Origin of the sequence: Arthrobacter sp. AFG20, from assembly GCF_002892795.1 — a bacterium.
Lineage (GTDB): Bacteria > Actinomycetota > Actinomycetes > Actinomycetales > Micrococcaceae > Arthrobacter.
Genome location: NZ_PJMC01000004.1, coordinates 65,525 through 81,484, shown reverse-complemented (window position 1 = coordinate 81,484; position 15,960 = coordinate 65,525). Strand labels below are relative to the sequence as shown.

Sequence of the window (15,960 nt, the reverse complement as noted above, 5' to 3'; positions counted from 1 at the left end):
TGCTGCTACCTGGATGGGCGCGAGGAACCTACGAGAGCCGGAACGCCGGGTCCGCCGGCAGGTCGAAGGCGCGGTCCCGCGGTTGAGGGGTGAGTGCGGCGGTGAAGCTGAAACCCAGGCCAGGAAGGCCCGTCCCGTAGAGGCGGCTGTCGCGGATCTGGACCGGCGGCTGGCCGGCCAGGATGCCCAGCTGTTCGAAGGATGCGTCCTCCACGTCCTCCACGCTGACCGCCTCGGCGAGGGTCAGGGCGAGCTGGCCGGACAGCTCGGGCAGCAGATGCGGCGCCACACGGACGCTGTTGGCCCGAGCCAGCTCCACGATCCGGCGGAACGGCGTGATGCCGCCTACCCGGATGATGTTGGGCTGGATGATGTCCACTGCCTCGGCCTCGATAAAGTCCCGGAAACGGTAGATGGTGTGCACGTTCTCGCCCAGGGCGATGGGTACCGGCGACTGCTTCCGCAGGCGGCGGTAGGCTGAGAGATCGTCGGCGCGCAGGGGTTCCTCCAGCCAGTCCAGGCCGAACTGGCCCAGCACGTCCAGGGCTCGGAGGGCAGCGGGCAGGTCCCAGCGCTGGTTTGCGTCGATCATGAGCCGGCGGTCCGGGCCGAGCACCGAGCGGACCGCGGCCACGCGTTCGGCGTCCTCGACCAGGTCCGGCTTGCCCACCTTGATCTTCACGGCCCGGTGGCCCGCGGCCACCCACCGTTCGGTCTGGGCCACGAGTTCTTCCAGGGAGTAGTGCAGGTTCACGCCCGAGCCGTAGACCTCCACCGATTCCTGCCGCTGGCCCAGCAGCCCGGCCACCGACACCCCCGCAGTGCGTGCCGCCAGGTCCCAGAGGGCGAGGTCGACACCAGCCATCGCGATGGTGGTGAGCCCGCCGCCACCGGCCTCGTGCAGCCGTTTCCAGAGCTGGTCCCAGACCACCTCCGGGTTCGCGTCCAGCCCGGTGATAAAAGGCGCGATGTCGTGGTCAAGGAGGGCCTTGACCGCCTGCGGCCCGATAGTGGGGGTCCAGGAGAAACCGTGCCCCGCGCCGCCGTCGTCCGTAAAAAGGCTGGTGGCGATGATGTGGTTCTCCGGTGCATCGGCGCCCCAGCTGCGCCGCAGCGGCACCGTAATGAGTCGCGTGTGCAGCCCCGTGATCTTGGCCGGCATCAGCGGCCGGCCAGCTCGTGGCCCTTGGCCAGGATTGCCTTGAGCTCCACGAGCTGGTCCTCGGTGGGGTCAACCAGCGGGGGCCGGACCGGGCCGACGGCCAGTCCGTTGAGGCGCAGACCGGCCTTGATCAGGGAGACGCCGAAGCCCGGCGTCTGGTCCCGTAGGCGCACGAGAGGCGCGTAGAAGCCGGCGAGCAGGGCCTGCCGGCGGTCCTCATCGCCGCTGGCGTAGGCGTCGTAGTAGGCGGTGGCGATTTCCGGGGCCATGGCGAAGGCTGCCGAGGAGTACAGCGGGATGCCGAGTCCCCGGTAGGCGCCCTGCGTCAGTTCGGCGGTCAGCAGTCCGTTGAAGAGCAGGAAGTCCTCCCGGCCGCTGGCCTTGACGGCGGAGACGATCTCCTGGGCCAGGCCGACGTCCCCGATGCCGTCCTTGAAGCCGATGACCCTGGGGTTGCCGGCCAGCTGCGCAATGGCCTTGGCCGTGAACTTGGCCGTGCCGCGGTGGTACACGATCACCGGTAGGCTGCTCGCGCCGGCCACCGCTTCGATGTAGGCCACCACGCCGTCGGTGGGCCCGGAAACCAAGTACGGTGGCAGGACCAGCAGGGCGTCGGCGCCCGCTTCCTCGGCCGCGCGTGCCGCGGCGAGGGCGTGGCCAAGGGGGCCGCCGGCGCCGGCGATAACGGGCACCTGGCCGTTCACGGTTTCGACGGCGGCCGTCACCACGGTGCGCACCTCGTCGATGCTCAGGGCATGGAATTCGCCGGTGCCGCATGCCGGGAACACACCGCCGGGGCGGTGCGCCAGGCGTGAGGCGATGTGTTCCTTCAGGACCTCAACGTCCACTTCACCGTCGGCGCCGAAGGGGGTGACGGGAAAGAAAAGCACGCCGTCGAGTTTCATTTGGTCTCCTGTGATCCGGGTGTGGCTGATCCTGTGGTGGTTGGTCCCGCGGTGGCGCCGACCAGGGTTTCCTCAGTCAGGGCGAGTTCTGTGCGCCATGTGCGTTGGGGTTCCCAGCCGAGCAGCCGCTTGGCTTTGTCGATGGAAAAGGCGGGGCTGGTGCCGGTGAGTCCGGCGGCGCGCCCGGCGCTGCCGGGCACGAACTGCGGCAGAAGCGCGGCCAGCGGTTCGGTGGCCAGCGCATCGGCAGCGCCCACGAAGAACGTCTCGCCGTTGGGGATGGAGTCCATGTTCCGCAGTAGCACATCCAGGAAGTCGGCCACGTCCCGGGCATCCACATAGTTGAAGAGCGCCGGCGCGGACAGTGCCGCGTCGGCGAGCCGCTCGCGGACGGTGTGCCCCTGCTGGGTGGGGGCGCCCGCCCACTCCTCCGGCGAGATGACGTAGCAGGGCCGGAACGCCGCGTACCGGATCCGGTCCCCCTGGGCCGCGGCGAACATCTGCACCGTCTGTTCGGCGATCAGTTTGGACAACGCGTAGGCGTTCCAGGGCCGGGGCGTTGTGGCCTCGTCCACCGGGAACGACTCCGGCAGCCAGCCGGCGGGCGAGCCGTAGCCCAGGACGGTGGGGCTGCTGGCCGTAACGATCTTCCCGATCCCGAGTTCGGTCGCCGCGCTGACCACCGCGAAGGCGAGCCGCGTGTTGGTGCTGAAAATGACCTCCTCGGGTGCACTGAAAGGCACGGCGATAGCAGCGAGGTGGATGACGGCGTCGGGCGCTGTGCGTTCCAGGAGGCGGAACGCCTCGCCGGGGACCAGCAGGTCCGCCGTTTCCTGTTCGACGCCGGCCGGGAACGCGCCGCCCGGGACGGCGTCCCGGTCCACCGAGATCACCTTGTGCCCGGCCTCGGCGAGGCCCGCGACCACACTGCGCCCCAAACGCCCGGCGCCGCCGGTGACAACAATTCTGCTCATGGTGTTGTTCCTGTTCCTGCTGCGTTCAGGCCCGGCCGCGGCGCAGTTCCACGCCCAGGCCGAGCTCGCTGATGCGGACGGGCAGTTCGGTTTCCAGCGACGCGTTGCCCGCAATACCGACGGACACGGAGCGGAGCCCGTCCAGGTACCCGGAGGGCCGGCCCAGCGGGTCCTCGCCCGGGCCGTTGAAGAGGTCGGAGAGCAGGAGGTTGTCGCCGCCGCCGTGGCCGCCCTCGCCGTTGACGATGGGCACCTCGTAGGCTGGCTCCCAGTGGCGCTGGACCACGAGGCGTTCACCGTTTCGGCGTACGGCGTCGTCCTCTTCCACGGGCGTGGCGGAGGGGTCCACCACGGTTTTCTTGTCGGTGCTGTGGACGACGGCGGCACGTTCCACCACCTCCAGCTCGGCCCGGCCTTCGGTGCCGTTGACGGCAACCCGGTAGCCTTCCCACGGGCTGTGGGCGTTCAGGGAGTAGCTGAGCGTTGGCCCGCCGTCGTAGTCCACCGTGAGCGCCAGGTTGTCCTCGATGGTGATGCCCTCGGTGAAGACGTCCTGGTCCCGGCGGTAGCCGTCGAACTTCTCGTTGTCGTAGTACAGCTCGCGCAGCCGCTCGTCCTCGCGAAGGTCCAGGGCGAAGGGATCGCGTGCGCTGCTGTTGTCTTTCTTCTGCGTGCCGCGCTCGGGCCGGGCGCCGAGGCCGCGTTCCGCAGCATTTTTTGCGCCGTAGAACCGCAGGCCGCCGGAGGCGTAGACCCGCTCGGGAACGTCGTCGATCCACCAGTTCACGAGGTCGAAGTGGTGGGAGGCCTTATGGATGAGCAGGCCGCCGGAGTTCTGCTTGTCGCGGTGCCAGCGGCGGAAGTAATCGGCGCCGTGGACGGTGTCCAGGACCCAGCTGAAGTCGATGGACGTGACTTTGCCGATCACGCCGTCCTGGATGACCTTCTTCAGTGCGCTGTTCCGCGGTGAGTAGCGATAGTTGAAGGTCACCACAACGTTGCGGCCGGTGGCCGCCACGGCTGAAGTGATGCGGCGGCAGCCCTCGGCGTCGATGGTCAGCGGCTTTTCGACGACGACGTCGGCCCCCGCCTCGAGCGCTTCGACTATGTAGTCGGCGTGGGTGTAGTCCGGGGTGGTGACGATGACGCGGTCGATCGCCTTTGCTCTGATGTACTCGGTCAGGTTGCCGGGCTCGAACGAGTCGGCCGGGCCCTCCGCGCCGAGTTCCTGGATGAGCCGCTGGTAGTACTCCACGCGGCCGGGATTTGCGTCCGAGAGGGCCACCAGATCGGCCACATCCGCGTGCTGGCCGAGGATGGCGCGGATGTACATTTCCGAGCGGCCGCCGGTGCCTATCAGGGCGATGCGGGACCGCGCGGCTGGTCCCGAAGTCTCGGGTTGCGGGTGCTGGGCGGTGTCGACATTGACCATGGGTGGGCCCCTTTCCAAAGGCGGTAGGCGGGCCGCTTGACGCCCTGCCCACATGAAGGAAGAATCCTGAGAAAGCGTTTTCTCGAAACGTTATAAGCTTTGTATCAAGACACCGGCGAGCGCGTCAACCATCTTCCGCAAGCCGGAGGGCCGCGGCGGCGGACAGTGGCAACGTTCCGTGGCAGCGGACAGGGAAGGAACCATATGGGCAGGAGAACCGGCACCCGGCGCATCGGCATCGCGGACGTCGCGCTCAAGGCCGGCGTCTCGCACGCCACCGTTTCCCGCGTGATGAATGGCAACTTCACCGTGGATCCCGCCATTGCCCAGCGCGTACGCGATGCTGCGGCGGAACTGAACTATCAGCCGAATCCTGTGGGACGCAGCCTTGCCCTTGGCAAGACCGACACCATCGGCATCGTGGTGCCGGACCTCGCCAACCCCACTTTCCAGGCCATCCTGCGCGGACTGAGCATGGCCGCAGCCCAGGACGGCTACCGGGTGCTCATCGCCGATTCCTCCGAGGTCTCGAGCGAGGAGGCGATCCTGGCCGGGGAAGCGCGGCGGCGCTGCGACGGGCTGGTACTGTGTGCGCCGCGCATGGGCGACGCCGAACTCGAGGAGCTGGCGCCGTCACTGCATCCCATGGTCCTGATCAACCGCAGCACCACGGAAACCCGCGTGCCGAGCCTCGAGGTGGACTACAGCCAGGGCGTGCAGGAGCTCGCGGAACACCTGGTCAGCCTGGGGCATACCAGCATCGCCTTCCTGGCCGGCCCCGCCCGAAGCGCCTCCAACCGGGCCCGCATGGCCGGGCTGAACAAGTTCCGGGCCTCGAATCCCGACGTCGAACTCCGGATGCTCGAGGGCGGGTCCAGCTTCGAAACCGGCCATGAAGCGGTAAACGAGGTGCTGGCCAGCGGGGCCACCGGGGTCCTTGCCTTCAACGACCTCGTTGCCATGGGCCTCCTCAGCGGACTGCACGAGCACGGCGTCCGCGTTCCCGAGGACATCTCCATCACCGGCTTCGACGACATCCCCTTTGCCCGGTACACCACCCCGCCGCTCACCACCGCCGCAGTGCCGATCACGGAACTCGGCGAACGCGCCTGGCACAGTCTGCGGGCCCTGATCCGCAATGCCGAGGCACCGGACGAGGACACCACCTTCCAGCCGCGCCTGGAGATCCGGGGAAGCACCGGCCCAGTCAGCACTTAGGGCCCGCCGGGGTTAGGGCTTGGTCGGCACCAGGAGTACGTCGACGAGCTCCGTCAGGCCGCCGGCCATGTCCACTTTCTTGTCGTACAGCCACTGCAGCTGAAGGCCGTCGAACGCCGCAATAACCAGTCTGGCGAGTGACTCCGCCGCGACGTCGGACCGGATTTCCCCCGCACCCTGGCGCCGGCCGATATCGATCGCCAGTTCCTCCACCAGCTGGGAGTACCTGTCCTGGAAGTAGCCGTGCGAAGCGTGCCCAGGGTCATTGGCCGTTGCCGACGCCACGGCGTAGAGGGTTGTCAGCCCGGGTTCCTTTTCGTTCCGCTCGGCCACGGACGCCAGGTTGGGCAGGCCAAACTCGGCCAATCCCCCAATGTCCCGGCTACGGCGGTCCCGCTCGGCAAGCACCGCCGTCAGGAGCTCCTGTTTGCCGCTGAAGTAGTGAAAGAGCGTGGCCTCCTTAACCCCCACGAGCTCGGCCACACGTTTGAGGGCGGCGCCCTCGAAGCCTTCGCTGGCAAAGACGTCTGTCGCGGTTTGGATGATCTGCTCGCGGCGTTCGGCGCCTTTGGCGTACTGCCCGCGGGGCTTTGACGGAGACATTTCGCAAGTTTATTTCACCGGCGCCCGCCCACCGGGCGACCAGAACATATTAAGCAAACCTGATCACACCAGGTTTTCGGGGGCTACGCTTTCTTCGGGATGCCTTTGGCCATAACGACGGCGGCCGGCAGGTTGAGCGCGGCTCCTTCCGTCTGCTGGTTGGCCGGCACGCGGCGGACGACTTCCAGGCGATGCAGGTCGAGGTCCGCCAACCCTCCCCGAGTTTTTGTCCAGATATCGCGACTTAAACGCTTGTTTGGGGCCATTATCTGTACAAAAACTCACCCCCAGGCAAGCTACGGCCGGGCTGGGTCCGGATCCTTCGGGCCCAGCCCGGCTTCTTTGTAGTAGCCCCTGATGTGGGCGGCAACCAACTCGGCCGCCCGGCCGCCGTCGTCCTTCCTGATGGCCGTCAGGATCTCCCGGTGTTCTGCACGAAGCCGCGAGGCCGTGGCGTCCCAGTCTGGCAGGTTCGCGGTCAGCTGCCCGGCATAGCCCTGAATGGCCTCCCGCAGGGATCCCATCATGGCGCTGACCACGGCGTTGCCGGCGGCGTCCGCCAGTGCCAGGTGGAAGCGGACGTCCAGGGCCAGGAAGTCGTCGATGCCGTGGCCCCCGTCCATGTCGTCCAGCAGTGCCCCGGCGAGGTCGAGTTCGGGGGCATCGGGCCTGGCCCGGGCGGCCGCCCAGGACTCGAGCAGCACGCGCGTTTCCACCACGTCCTCCACCGGCAGGTGCTGCGTGGCCACGTGCAGCCGCAGCGCTGAGCCGAGTGCCGCCGTCGGATCCGAGATCACCACAGTTCCCGCCTCCGGACCGGAACCCACGCCGGCCCGGACCACACCCATGGCCTCAAGGACCCGGATGGCCTCGCGGACGGAGGTGCGGGAGACGCCGAGCTGTTCGGCCAGGGTCCGTTCGGCCGGAAGGCGGCCGCCGACGGCGAGCTGGCCGCCGGAGAGCTGATCCTCGATCCACCGCAGGACAAGTTGGTGCGTACGCATGAGCCCATGGTACTTGATGTGGTTGGACCACATGCCCTAGAGTGTGGTTAGACCACAGCGGGGAGGCTCCTGACCAGCATCTCCCGGCATGCCAACGGAGGAAAGCCATGACCCACACCATCCAGCCGAGCAACCCGGAGACCACTCCGGCCCCGGAAGCCACGGACATTCCCGCCACACCCGCCACCGGCGTCGCCGCTGCTGCCGCTGCGGCCGCAGCGGTCCCGGCCGCCCTGAAGCGTCGCATCCCGAAGTACTCGGACCTCGCCCCACTGATGCAGTTCAAGAAGCCCGAGTTCAGCAAGGAAGCACGGCTCAAGCGCGCCAGCACCGTCTGGGAACTGCGCGACATCGCAAAGCGCCGCACCCCCCAGGCCCCGTTTGACTACACCGACGGCGCGGCGGAGGCCGAGATCACCCTGCGGCGTGCCCGCGAGGCGTTCCTGGACATCGAGTTCCGCCCCGGAATCCTGCGGAACGTGTCCAGTATCGACCTGAGCACGGACATTCTGGGCAAGTCCTCCCGGCTTCCCGTGGGCATCGCGCCCACCGGCTTTACCCGGATGATGCAGTCTGAAGGCGAATATGCGGGCTCGCAGGCCGCCGAGGCCGCAGGCATCCCCTACACACTCTCCACCATGGGCACCGCCTCGATCGAGGACGTGGCCGCGGCGGCACCCAACGGCCGGAACTGGTTCCAGCTGTACCTCTGGACGGACCGGGACCGCTCCCTCGAACTGATTGAGCGGGCAGCGAAGGCCGGGAACGACACCCTCATGGTCACGGTGGACACCGCCGTGGCCGGGGCGCGGCTCCGCGATGTCCGGAACGGCATGACCATCCCGCCGGCCCTGACGCTGAAGACCGTGCTGGACGCGTCCTACCGCCCGGCCTGGTGGTTCAACTTCCTTACCCACGAGCCGCTTACCTTCGCCTCGCTCTCGCGCTACACAGGCACGGTGGCCGACCTCATCAACTCGATGTTCGACCCCACCCTCACCTTCGAGGACCTCGACTGGCTGCGCGAAACCTGGAAGGGCAAGCTCGTGGTCAAGGGCATCCAGACCGTGGACGACGCCCGCAAGGTGGTGGACCACGGCGCCGACGGCATCGTGCTCTCCAACCACGGCGGCCGCCAGCTGGACCGCGCACCCATCCCCTTCCACCTGCTGCCGGAAGTTTCCCAGGCGCTCAAGGCGGACAACAGCAAGGCCGCGATCATGCTGGACACGGGCATCATGAGCGGTGCGGACATCATCGCCGCCCTGGCCCTCGGCGCCGACTTCACGCTCATCGGCCGCGCCTACCTGTACGGGCTTATGGCCGGCGGCCGGGCCGGCGTCGACCGCGTCCTGCAGATCCTCGAAAAGGACATGGCCCGCACCATGGCCCTCCTCGGCGTCAGCAGCATTTCCGAGCTGACCCCCGAGCACGTCCGGATCCTCGGCAAGTAGCCTGCTCCCGCTGGAGTTTTTGTCCAGATAATGGCCTCTGATGGGCCATTAGCCCCCATTATCTGGACAAAAACTCCTTCAGGGGGCTACTTTTTGCGGCCGAACTTGGGCAGGTTCGCCAGCAGGTCGGCGGCCTTCGTCGCGGCGCGGCCCACGGTGCGGCCGATCTGCTGCGGGACGGTGTCGTCCTGGCCGGCGCTGCCTGGAAGCTGTCCGCCGGGAACCACGACGGCGGGACTCAGCTGGCCGCTCGCCGGCCGCCCTGGTGCGTGGGTCGCGTCGTCCGCCGCGCTGCCGGACCGTGCGGCGGCGGCTGCCGCGAAGGCGCCCGGTACTTCCGCGGCAGGGCCGGCCACGGCGGGCGCGGAAATCCCGGCCGATGTTCCTGAGGCGGCGGCCGTACGTGCAGCAGCGGCCTCGGCTTCTGGGGCCTGCTGAGGTGCGGCGTCCGGTGACGTAACTGCGGAAGCCGCGCGTCCGACGTCGAACGTCTCCAGCCAGCTGGCCACACCCGCCAGCGGTTTGCGATTGAGCGCGTAGTAGCGCTTCTGGCCCTGCGCGCGCATGCTCACCAGGTCGGCTTCACGCAGCACCTTGAGGTGTTTGGAGATGGTGGGCTGGCTGGCGGCGAGCTCCTCGACCAGCTCCCCCACTGCTTTATCCCCCGCCTGGAGGGACACGAGAATGTCGCGCCGCGTTGCCTCCGCAATGACGGCAAATACGTCGTCTGTCACCATGAGACCCACCCTAGCGACATATACGCCGAATGGCATCTACTATTTCGTCCGCGGCTGGCCCCATGAAGAAACCGGAACTAATCAAACCAGGGATCCAGGCCGTACAGCGGGAAGACCTCCTTGCGCGTGGCCATCACGGTGCGGTCGATGTCATCGTTGGGATCAAAGCCGACCTCCCACGAGCGCCACCAGACGTCGGCGTCGTCGCCCATGCTCTCCGGCGCGTCAACTCCGTAACGCTCCTGCACGTACGTCCGCCACGCCTCCGGCACGGGGGTCCGCAGCGGCACCGGCCGGTTCGCAGCGATGCCGATCAGATGGCTCCACGTCCGCGGCACAACGCCCGTGATGTGGTACCCGCCGCCGCCGGTGGCGATCCAGCGGTTTCCGCAGTAGCGGGCAGCCAGGCTCGCGACGGCGCTGGCGGCCTCGCGCTGTCCGTCCACGCTCACGTTCAAGTGGGTCAGTGGATCAAGCCGGTGCGAGTCGCAGCCGTGCTGGCTGACGATGACCTCGGGCGCGAAGGCGCCCACCAGCTGCGGGACCACGGCGTGGAATGCCCGCAGCCAACCGGCGTCACCCGTTCCCGCAGGCAGCGCCACGTTCACGGCGCTGCCCAGGGCCTCGGGGCCGCCGATCTCGTTGGCGAAGCCGGTGCCGGGGAACAGGGACATGCCGGTTTCGTGCAGCGAGATGGTGAGGACGCGGGGGTCGTCCCAGAAGATGCTCTGCGTCCCGTCCCCGTGGTGGGCGTCGACGTCGATATATGCCACCCGCTGCACGCCGCCGTCGAGCAGTTTCCGGACGGCCAGGGCGGCATCGTTGTAGACGCAGAAGCCGCTGGCCCGGTCGCGGGAGGCGTGGTGCAGCCCGCCGCCGAAGTTCACGGCCCGGACCGCCGAGCCGTCCAGGATCGAGCTCGCCGCGAGGAGGGAGCCGCCGGCCAGGCGCGCCGCAGCCTCGTGCATTCCGGCAAAGGCGGGATCGTCCTCGGTGCCCAGCCCGTAGGACTCGTCCGCGGCGGCGGGGTTGTCGCTGGCCCGGCGGACCGCGGCCACGAAGTCGGGGCTGTGCACGGTGGTGAGCTCGCCGTCGTCGGCCACGTCCGGGGCGGACAGCGTGACGTGGGCAAGGTCCAGCAGGCCCAGGCTCGAGGCCAGCCGGGCGGTCAGGTCCAGGCGTTCGGGTGCCATGGGGTGGCCCGGGCCGAAGTTGTACGCCGTCATGGCGGCGTCCCACACCACCGTCGTTGGCAGTGCAGGGAGGCTGAGTCCAGGCTGGAATGTCATTACTGACAGGCTACCGGAGGCCCGTCTGCTCCCGGGCCCGGCCACGGCGCGGGGTTTAGTGGTTTACTACTGGAGGAAGCAGAGTCAACCGAGGAACAGCCGCACATGACCCAAAGCCAGTCGAGGTCCAAGAGCCCGGCCAGCTGGCAACCCGCAGCGCCGGAGCGTGAGGGCCTGTGGATCTTCACGGGCATCCGTGACTTCATCGATGACATTGCCAACACATCGCCGGCCCGTCTTGCCCTGAGCGCCTTCGTGGTGGTCATCGTCCTCTTCACCGCCCTCCTGTCGCTGCCGGCGTCCTCGGCAACCGGTGACTTCACGCCGCTCCACCAGTCCCTGTTCACCGCCGTCTCGGCCGTCTGCGTCACGGGCCTGACCGTGGTGTCCACCGCCGTGCACTGGTCCTTCTTCGGCCAGCTGATCATCCTGGTCGGCATCTTCGTCGGCGGCCTCGGCACGCTGACGCTGGCCTCGCTGCTGGCCCTCATGGTGAGCAAGAAGCTGGGGGTCAGGGGCAAGCTCATCGCCCAGGAGGCCATGAACAACGCGGGCCGGCTGGGTGAGGTGGGTACGCTGCTGCGGATCGTCATCACCACCTCGGTGGTCATCGAGGCCGTCCTCGCGATCGCCCTGATCCCGCGCTTCATGGTCCTCGGCGAACCGTTCTGGCAGTCCGTCTGGCACGGCGTCTTTTACTCCATCTCGTCCTTCAACAACGCCGGCTTCACCCCCCATTCGGACGGCATCGTCCCCTACGAAACAGACCTCTGGATCCTCATCCCGCTCATGCTCGGCGTGTTCCTGGGCAGCCTCGGCTTCCCCGTCGTCATGGTGCTGCAGCAAAACGGGCTGAACTGGAAGAAGTGGAACCTCCACACGAAGCTGACCATCCAGGTCTCGTTCATCCTGCTCGCGGCCGGAACCGTCCTGTGGGCGCTCATGGAGTGGGACAACACCAGGACCATCGGCGGCATGGACCTCGGCGACAAAATCACGCACTCACTCTTCGCCTCCGTCATGACGCGCTCCGGCGGCTTCAACCTGGTGGACCAGAACCAGATGGAATCCACCACCATGCTGCTCACGGACGCCCTCATGTTCGCCGGCGGCGGCTCCGCTTCAACGGCCGGCGGCATCAAGGTCACCACCATCGCCGTCATGTTCCTGGCCATCATCGCCGAAGCCCGCGGCGACGCCGACGTGAAGGTTTACGGCCGCACCATCCCGGAGGGCACCATGCGCGTGGCCATCTCCGTGATCGTCGCCGGCGCCACGCTGGTGTCCGCGTCCGCCTTCCTGCTCCTCCACATCAGCGGCGCATCCCTTGACCGGGTGCTGTTCGAAACGATTTCAGCCTTCGCCACGGTGGGCCTCAGCACAAACCTCAGCGCCGAGCTGCCTCCGGAAGGCGTGTATGTGCTGTCGGTTCTGATGTTCGCCGGGCGCGTCGGCACCGTAACGCTTGCCGCTGCCCTGGCCCTGCGCCAGCGCAGCCAGCTGTACCACTACCCGGAAGAGAGGCCAATCATTGGCTAATTCGTCAGGCGCCCCCAACCGCCCCGCCCACAACGCGCCGGTTCTGGTGATCGGGCTGGGCCGCTTCGGTGCCTCCACGGCCGAGCAGCTGGTGAAGCAGGGCCGCGAGGTGCTGGCCATCGAACGCGACAGGTCCCTGGTCCAGAAGTGGTCACCCGTTCTGACCCACGTGGTGGAGGCGGACGCCACCAACATCGACGCGCTGCGCCAGCTGGGTGCGCAGGAGTTCAGCTCAGCCGTGGTGGGCGTGGGCACATCCATCGAGTCCTCAGTGCTCATCACCGTGAACCTGGTGGACCTCGGCATCGAGCACTTGTGGGTCAAGGCGATCACGCCCTCGCACGGCAAGATCCTCACCCGCATCGGCGCCAACCACGTCATCTACCCCGAGGCCGACGCCGGGGTCCGCGCGGCGCACCTGGTCTCCGGGCGCATGCTGGACTTCATCGAGTTCGACGACGACTTCGCCATCGTGAAGATGTATCCGCCGCGTGAAACTGTCGGTTTCACGCTGGACGAGTCCAAGGTCCGGTCCAAATACGGCGTGACCATCGTGGGCGTGAAGTCCCCAGGCGAGGACTTCACGTACGCCCGCCCCGAGACCAAGGTCTCCGCCCGCGACATGCTGATTGTCTCCGGCCACGTGGACCTGCTGGAACGGTTCGCCGCCCGGCCGTAACGGCGGGTTTTTGTCCAGATACCGGGCCCAAAAGGGCCTTTAAGTCGCGGTATCTGGACAAAAACTCCAGTCCTGGAGGGGTGGGGACTAGCCGAGCTGCTTGGTGATCTCGGCGGCGCGGTCGGCAGCGGCGCGTGCGCCCGCGGCGATGATGGCCGGCATGCCGCGGTCATCGAACGTGGCGATGGCGCGCTCCGTGGTGCCGTTGGGGCTGGTCACGGCTTTGCGCAGGGCGGCCGGTTCGGCGCCGGGTTCCGCCAGCATGAGGCCGGCTCCTGCCACGGTTTCGCGTGCCAGCAGGAGCGCCAGCTCCTCGTCGAGTCCGAGTTCAACGCCGGCGGCGGCCATGGCCTCGGCCAGGTAGAACGCGTAGGCCGGGCCTGAGCCGCTGATGGCGCCCAGGGCGTCCACCTGCTCCTCGGGGATTTCGACGACGGTCCCCACCGCGCCGAGAATATCTTTTGCCCGCTGGAGCTGCTCGGGCGAGCAGTTGGTGCCGGCGGAAACTGAGACCACGCCGCGGCCCAGCTTCGCAGGGGTGTTGGGCATCGTCCGGATCACGGGCTGGCCCGCCGGCAGGGCGGCTTCGAGCTGGGCGATGGAAACGGCGGCTGCAACGCTGATGACGATCGCATCGGGAGAAAGCGAGCCGCTCACTTCCCGGGCCAGCTCGGCAATGCCCACAGGCTTCACGCCGAGAATCACGACGCCGGCACCTTTCGCCGCCTGCTTGTTGTTGTCGGGCTCTTCGCTGCCGGCGATGGCCGTGATGCCCGCGTGCCGTTCGGCCAGCTCCGCTGCCCGCTCCGCGCGGCGGACGGTGGCCACGATCTCCATGGGATCCATGCCGCTCTCCAGCAGGCCACCCAGGATGGCCTCGTTCATTGATCCACAGCCAAGGAATGCGATTCGGTTGCTCATTGCTCCATCATTGCAGTTCATCGCACCGGATGCAGGACTGCGTCATTCACAGGAAGCTCACATGTTGGTCGAAGCATTCACACACCTTCGGCCCCTAAGTTAGGTAATACCTCATTGAGGGTGCGAGTGATGAAGCAAGCATGGGGATGCTTGTCAGGCACCGACGGTCTGCAGCGGTTTTGCCCATTTTTCTGCAGCAGGCTGTCGGTGTCTTTGCTTTAAGTCCCTGTCCGTTAAGCTCCCGCCAGGCTGGCGACGGATTCCCAGCCCGCTTTCAGGTAAATCCCCCAGAACACCCATACTCGCCCATTAGAGTCGTAAGCGCCTCACAGGTGCGAGTGATGGAGCCGGTCCTCCGGGACTGGCGCGGCGCCGGTCGGTTGCAGAAGTGTTCCCCCCAGCTTCTTCTGCGTAACCGGCCGGCGCTTGCTCGTTTAAGGCGGCGGCGAGGGGCCGCAGCACGCAAACCCTAAATGGCTGGCAGCGCGGTGACCTGCGGGACGCCCACGTGCGGCGCCGGTTCAAGCGGCCCGTCGACAACCAGCTGGTCGAGGCGGCGGAGGATGAGGCCCTCGCGCAGTGCCCACGGGCAGATCTTGATTTTCTTGTACTCAAAGAGCTCCAGGGCCGCTTCAGCCACCAGCGCCCCGGCAAGGAGCTGGTTGGCGCGTGCCTCGGAGACGCCCGGCAGGTGCAGCCGGTCTTCGGACTTCATGGCAGAGATCCGCTGCGCCCAGATGCCGAGGTCCGTGCGGTTCAAGTCACGCTTCACGTACGGGCCGGCGGCGCTGGGGGCTGCCCCGGCGATGCGTGCCAGGGAGCGGAACGTCTTCGAGGTGCCGGCCAGGACGTTCGCCCTGCCCACCTCGTTGAAGCTGCGGACCACGGGCTTGAGGGTGGCCCGGATATAGCGGCGCAACTCCTTGACACTCTTCGCGGAGGGCGGGTCCTCGTGCAGCCAGTCCCGGGTCAGCCGGCTCGCGCCGAGGGGCACGGAGGTTGCCAGTTCGGGCAGTTCATCCTGCCCCAGGGCCATTTCGAAGGAACCGCCGCCGATGTCGAAGTTCAGGACCGTGCCGGCGCCCCAGCCATACCAGCGGCGAACGGCGAAGAACGTCATGGACGCTTCCTCGCTGCCCGTGAGTTCCTGCAGCGTCACCGTGGTCTCGTGCTTCACCCGCGCCAGCACCGCGGGTCCGTTGGTGGCCTCGCGAATGGCTGACGTACAGAAGGCCAGCAGGTCGTCGGCCTTGTGCCGCGCCGCGAACTCCCAGGCCTCGAGCACGAACTCCGTGAGCTCATGCTGGCCCGCGTCGGTGATGTTCCCTTCCTCATCGAGGTACTGCACCAAGGAGAGGGGGCGCTTGTGCGAGGCGAAAGGCACAGGCCGCGCGCCGGGGTGGGCATCCACCAGCAGGAGGTGGACAGTGTTGGAACCGATGTCGAGGACGCCTAGCCGCATCCTGCCATTATTCCTCCCGCCGGCGCAGCGGACGCAACCTGTCGCTTACATTGCGGGCTTTAGTGCGCGCACGGCCGCGCGGGTTTACTCGCCTTCGAGGCCCGCCGGGTTGGGATCCACTTCATCGGCGCGCTTGAAGTCGCGCTTGATGTTGGCGATGCCCTCGGGATTAATCTCGAAGCCATACGCCGCACCCGGGTTGATGACCATCCCGAGCTCATCGCCGATGTTGGCGATGATCGCCGCGCCTTGCGTGCCCAGCACATTCGGAGCGGCCTCCAGGTACTGCGAGTCCACCCGGCTGGGGTGCGAGAACACCGCAAGGACCGGCTGGCCGTCCGCGTTGCCCAGCACCAGCGGCTCAACCTGGGAATCCTCGCCCTCAAGCGCGTCGGAACTGATGATGTAGACCTCGTTGTTGAGGAAAGACAGGATGACGTCCACCGGATCGGCGTCCGGCTGGCCGCCCTGGGCCAGCTTCTCCTCAAGGTCGTTCAGCGGCGTGGTCTCTGCGGGTTCCGGCTGTTCAGTCATGCATCTACTCGACCACGTTGCACGGCACGAAGCAATTCCCGCAGCCG

The 15,960-nt window shown here is 67.5% G+C and carries 16 protein-coding genes; 4 read left to right on the top strand and 12 right to left on the bottom strand.

Annotated elements, in window-relative coordinates; all coding sequences use genetic code 11:
• Positions 1 to 28: 28 nt before the first annotated feature.
• From CXZ05_RS05715 to CXZ05_RS05700, 4 genes are read right to left on the bottom strand one after another with little or no spacing between them, the layout of a single operon-like run.
• The gene (locus tag CXZ05_RS05715; protein WP_102971659.1) at positions 29 to 1,162 is read right to left on the bottom strand and encodes a mandelate racemase/muconate lactonizing enzyme family protein; all 1,134 of its coding nucleotides are present in this window, start codon (positions 1,160 to 1,162) and stop codon (positions 29 to 31) included.
• Positions 1,162 to 2,067 carry a 5-dehydro-4-deoxyglucarate dehydratase gene (locus tag CXZ05_RS05710; RefSeq protein WP_102971658.1) on the bottom strand — a complete coding sequence of 302 codons (906 nt, stop codon included), beginning with the start codon at positions 2,065 to 2,067 and terminating at the stop codon, positions 1,162 to 1,164. The genes CXZ05_RS05715 and CXZ05_RS05710 overlap by 1 nt, the downstream gene beginning before the upstream one ends.
• The gene (locus CXZ05_RS05705) at positions 2,064 to 3,041 is read right to left on the bottom strand and encodes an NAD(P)-dependent oxidoreductase (RefSeq protein WP_102971657.1); all 978 of its coding nucleotides are present in this window, start codon (positions 3,039 to 3,041) and stop codon (positions 2,064 to 2,066) included. The genes CXZ05_RS05710 and CXZ05_RS05705 overlap by 4 nt, the downstream gene beginning before the upstream one ends.
• 25 nt (positions 3,042 to 3,066) lie before the next feature.
• Positions 3,067 to 4,473 (bottom strand): Gfo/Idh/MocA family protein, encoded by a 1,407-nt coding sequence (locus CXZ05_RS05700; protein ID WP_102971656.1) that lies wholly within the window; start codon positions 4,471 to 4,473, stop codon positions 3,067 to 3,069.
• Positions 4,474 to 4,677: 204 nt separating this feature from the next.
• Between CXZ05_RS05700 and CXZ05_RS05695 the strand changes: the two genes are divergently transcribed.
• A complete protein-coding gene (locus CXZ05_RS05695) occupies positions 4,678 to 5,691 on the top strand; it encodes a LacI family DNA-binding transcriptional regulator (RefSeq protein ID WP_102971655.1) in 1,014 nt (337 codons plus the stop codon).
• Positions 5,692 to 5,703: 12 nt separating this feature from the next.
• On the opposite strand, the gene CXZ05_RS05690 is transcribed toward CXZ05_RS05695, so the two are convergent.
• The 3 genes from CXZ05_RS05690 to CXZ05_RS05685 all read right to left on the bottom strand — a co-directional run bounded on the left by CXZ05_RS05690 (position 5,704) and on the right by CXZ05_RS05685 (position 7,298).
• Positions 5,704 to 6,294, bottom strand: coding sequence for a TetR/AcrR family transcriptional regulator (locus CXZ05_RS05690; RefSeq protein ID WP_102971654.1), 591 nt, complete (start codon positions 6,292 to 6,294; stop codon positions 5,704 to 5,706).
• Between the two features lie 83 nt (positions 6,295 to 6,377).
• Positions 6,378 to 6,506, bottom strand: a complete 129-nt coding sequence (locus CXZ05_RS23340; RefSeq protein WP_258006462.1) for a hypothetical protein — start codon at positions 6,504 to 6,506, stop codon at positions 6,378 to 6,380.
• A gap of 84 nt (positions 6,507 to 6,590) precedes the next feature.
• A complete protein-coding gene (locus tag CXZ05_RS05685; protein WP_102971898.1) occupies positions 6,591 to 7,298 on the bottom strand; it encodes a FadR/GntR family transcriptional regulator in 708 nt (235 codons plus the stop codon).
• A 107-nt stretch (positions 7,299 to 7,405) separates the two neighbouring features.
• Between CXZ05_RS05685 and CXZ05_RS05680 the strand changes: the two genes are divergently transcribed.
• Entirely contained in the window at positions 7,406 to 8,752 is a 1,347-nt protein-coding gene (locus tag CXZ05_RS05680) for an alpha-hydroxy acid oxidase (protein ID WP_102971653.1), read from the top strand.
• Positions 8,753 to 8,838: 86 nt separating this feature from the next.
• Here the strand turns inward: CXZ05_RS05680 and CXZ05_RS05675 are convergent, their stop codons facing one another.
• Both CXZ05_RS05675 and CXZ05_RS05670 read right to left on the bottom strand, forming a co-directional pair.
• Positions 8,839 to 9,489 carry a helix-turn-helix transcriptional regulator gene (locus CXZ05_RS05675; RefSeq protein ID WP_102971897.1) on the bottom strand — a complete coding sequence of 217 codons (651 nt, stop codon included), beginning with the start codon at positions 9,487 to 9,489 and terminating at the stop codon, positions 8,839 to 8,841.
• 77 nt (positions 9,490 to 9,566) lie between these two features.
• Positions 9,567 to 10,778: an acetoin utilization protein AcuC gene (locus CXZ05_RS05670; protein ID WP_102971652.1), complete on the bottom strand. Its 1,212-nt coding sequence runs from the start codon at positions 10,776 to 10,778 to the stop codon at positions 9,567 to 9,569.
• 105 nt (positions 10,779 to 10,883) lie between these two features.
• Here CXZ05_RS05670 and CXZ05_RS05665 point away from each other — a divergent pair, with 105 nt between their 5' ends.
• Together CXZ05_RS05665 and CXZ05_RS05660 are read left to right on the top strand one after the other, a co-directional pair.
• The gene (locus CXZ05_RS05665) at positions 10,884 to 12,317 is read left to right on the top strand and encodes a TrkH family potassium uptake protein (protein ID WP_102971651.1); all 1,434 of its coding nucleotides are present in this window, start codon (positions 10,884 to 10,886) and stop codon (positions 12,315 to 12,317) included.
• Positions 12,310 to 12,996 (top strand): TrkA family potassium uptake protein, encoded by a 687-nt coding sequence (locus tag CXZ05_RS05660; RefSeq protein WP_102971650.1) that lies wholly within the window; start codon positions 12,310 to 12,312, stop codon positions 12,994 to 12,996. The genes CXZ05_RS05665 and CXZ05_RS05660 overlap by 8 nt, the downstream gene beginning before the upstream one ends.
• An 87-nt stretch (positions 12,997 to 13,083) precedes the next feature.
• On the opposite strand, the gene proC is transcribed toward CXZ05_RS05660, so the two are convergent.
• The 3 genes from proC to CXZ05_RS05645 all read right to left on the bottom strand — a co-directional run bounded on the left by proC (position 13,084) and on the right by CXZ05_RS05645 (position 15,913).
• A complete protein-coding gene (gene proC, locus CXZ05_RS05655) occupies positions 13,084 to 13,917 on the bottom strand; it encodes a pyrroline-5-carboxylate reductase (RefSeq protein WP_102971649.1) in 834 nt (277 codons plus the stop codon).
• A 469-nt stretch (positions 13,918 to 14,386) separates the two neighbouring features.
• Entirely contained in the window at positions 14,387 to 15,379 is a 993-nt protein-coding gene (locus tag CXZ05_RS05650) for a Ppx/GppA phosphatase family protein (RefSeq protein WP_102971648.1), read from the bottom strand.
• 84 nt (positions 15,380 to 15,463) lie between these two features.
• On the bottom strand, positions 15,464 to 15,913 hold the full coding sequence (locus CXZ05_RS05645; protein WP_102971647.1) for an SseB family protein: 450 nt from the start codon (positions 15,911 to 15,913) through the stop codon (positions 15,464 to 15,466).
• Between the last annotated feature and the right edge of the window lie 47 nt (positions 15,914 to 15,960).

Excerpts from the sequence above, each read along its gene's own strand:
- CXZ05_RS05700 (WP_102971656.1), bottom strand. The coding sequence starts at position 4,473 with ATGGTCAATGTCGACACCGCCCAGCACCCGCAACCCGAGACTTCGGGA.
- CXZ05_RS05675 (WP_102971897.1), bottom strand. The coding sequence starts at position 9,489 with ATGGTGACAGACGACGTATTTGCCGTCATTGCGGAGGCAACGCGGCGC.
- CXZ05_RS05710 (WP_102971658.1), bottom strand. The coding sequence starts at position 2,067 with ATGAAACTCGACGGCGTGCTTTTCTTTCCCGTCACCCCCTTCGGCGCC.
- CXZ05_RS05645 (WP_102971647.1), bottom strand. The coding sequence starts at position 15,913 with ATGACTGAACAGCCGGAACCCGCAGAGACCACGCCGCTGAACGACCTT.
- CXZ05_RS05705 (WP_102971657.1), bottom strand. The coding sequence starts at position 3,041 with ATGAGCAGAATTGTTGTCACCGGCGGCGCCGGGCGTTTGGGGCGCAGT.
- CXZ05_RS05690 (WP_102971654.1), bottom strand. The coding sequence starts at position 6,294 with ATGTCTCCGTCAAAGCCCCGCGGGCAGTACGCCAAAGGCGCCGAACGC.
- CXZ05_RS05685 (WP_102971898.1), bottom strand. The coding sequence starts at position 7,298 with ATGCGTACGCACCAACTTGTCCTGCGGTGGATCGAGGATCAGCTCTCC.
- CXZ05_RS05670 (WP_102971652.1), bottom strand. The coding sequence starts at position 10,778 with ATGACATTCCAGCCTGGACTCAGCCTCCCTGCACTGCCAACGACGGTG.
- CXZ05_RS05650 (WP_102971648.1), bottom strand. The coding sequence starts at position 15,379 with ATGCGGCTAGGCGTCCTCGACATCGGTTCCAACACTGTCCACCTCCTG.
- CXZ05_RS05680 (WP_102971653.1), top strand. The coding sequence starts at position 7,406 with ATGACCCACACCATCCAGCCGAGCAACCCGGAGACCACTCCGGCCCCG.
- proC (WP_102971649.1), bottom strand. The coding sequence starts at position 13,917 with ATGAGCAACCGAATCGCATTCCTTGGCTGTGGATCAATGAACGAGGCC.
- CXZ05_RS05715 (WP_102971659.1), bottom strand. The coding sequence starts at position 1,162 with ATGCCGGCCAAGATCACGGGGCTGCACACGCGACTCATTACGGTGCCG.
- CXZ05_RS05665 (WP_102971651.1), top strand. The coding sequence starts at position 10,884 with ATGACCCAAAGCCAGTCGAGGTCCAAGAGCCCGGCCAGCTGGCAACCC.
- CXZ05_RS05695 (WP_102971655.1), top strand. The coding sequence starts at position 4,678 with ATGGGCAGGAGAACCGGCACCCGGCGCATCGGCATCGCGGACGTCGCG.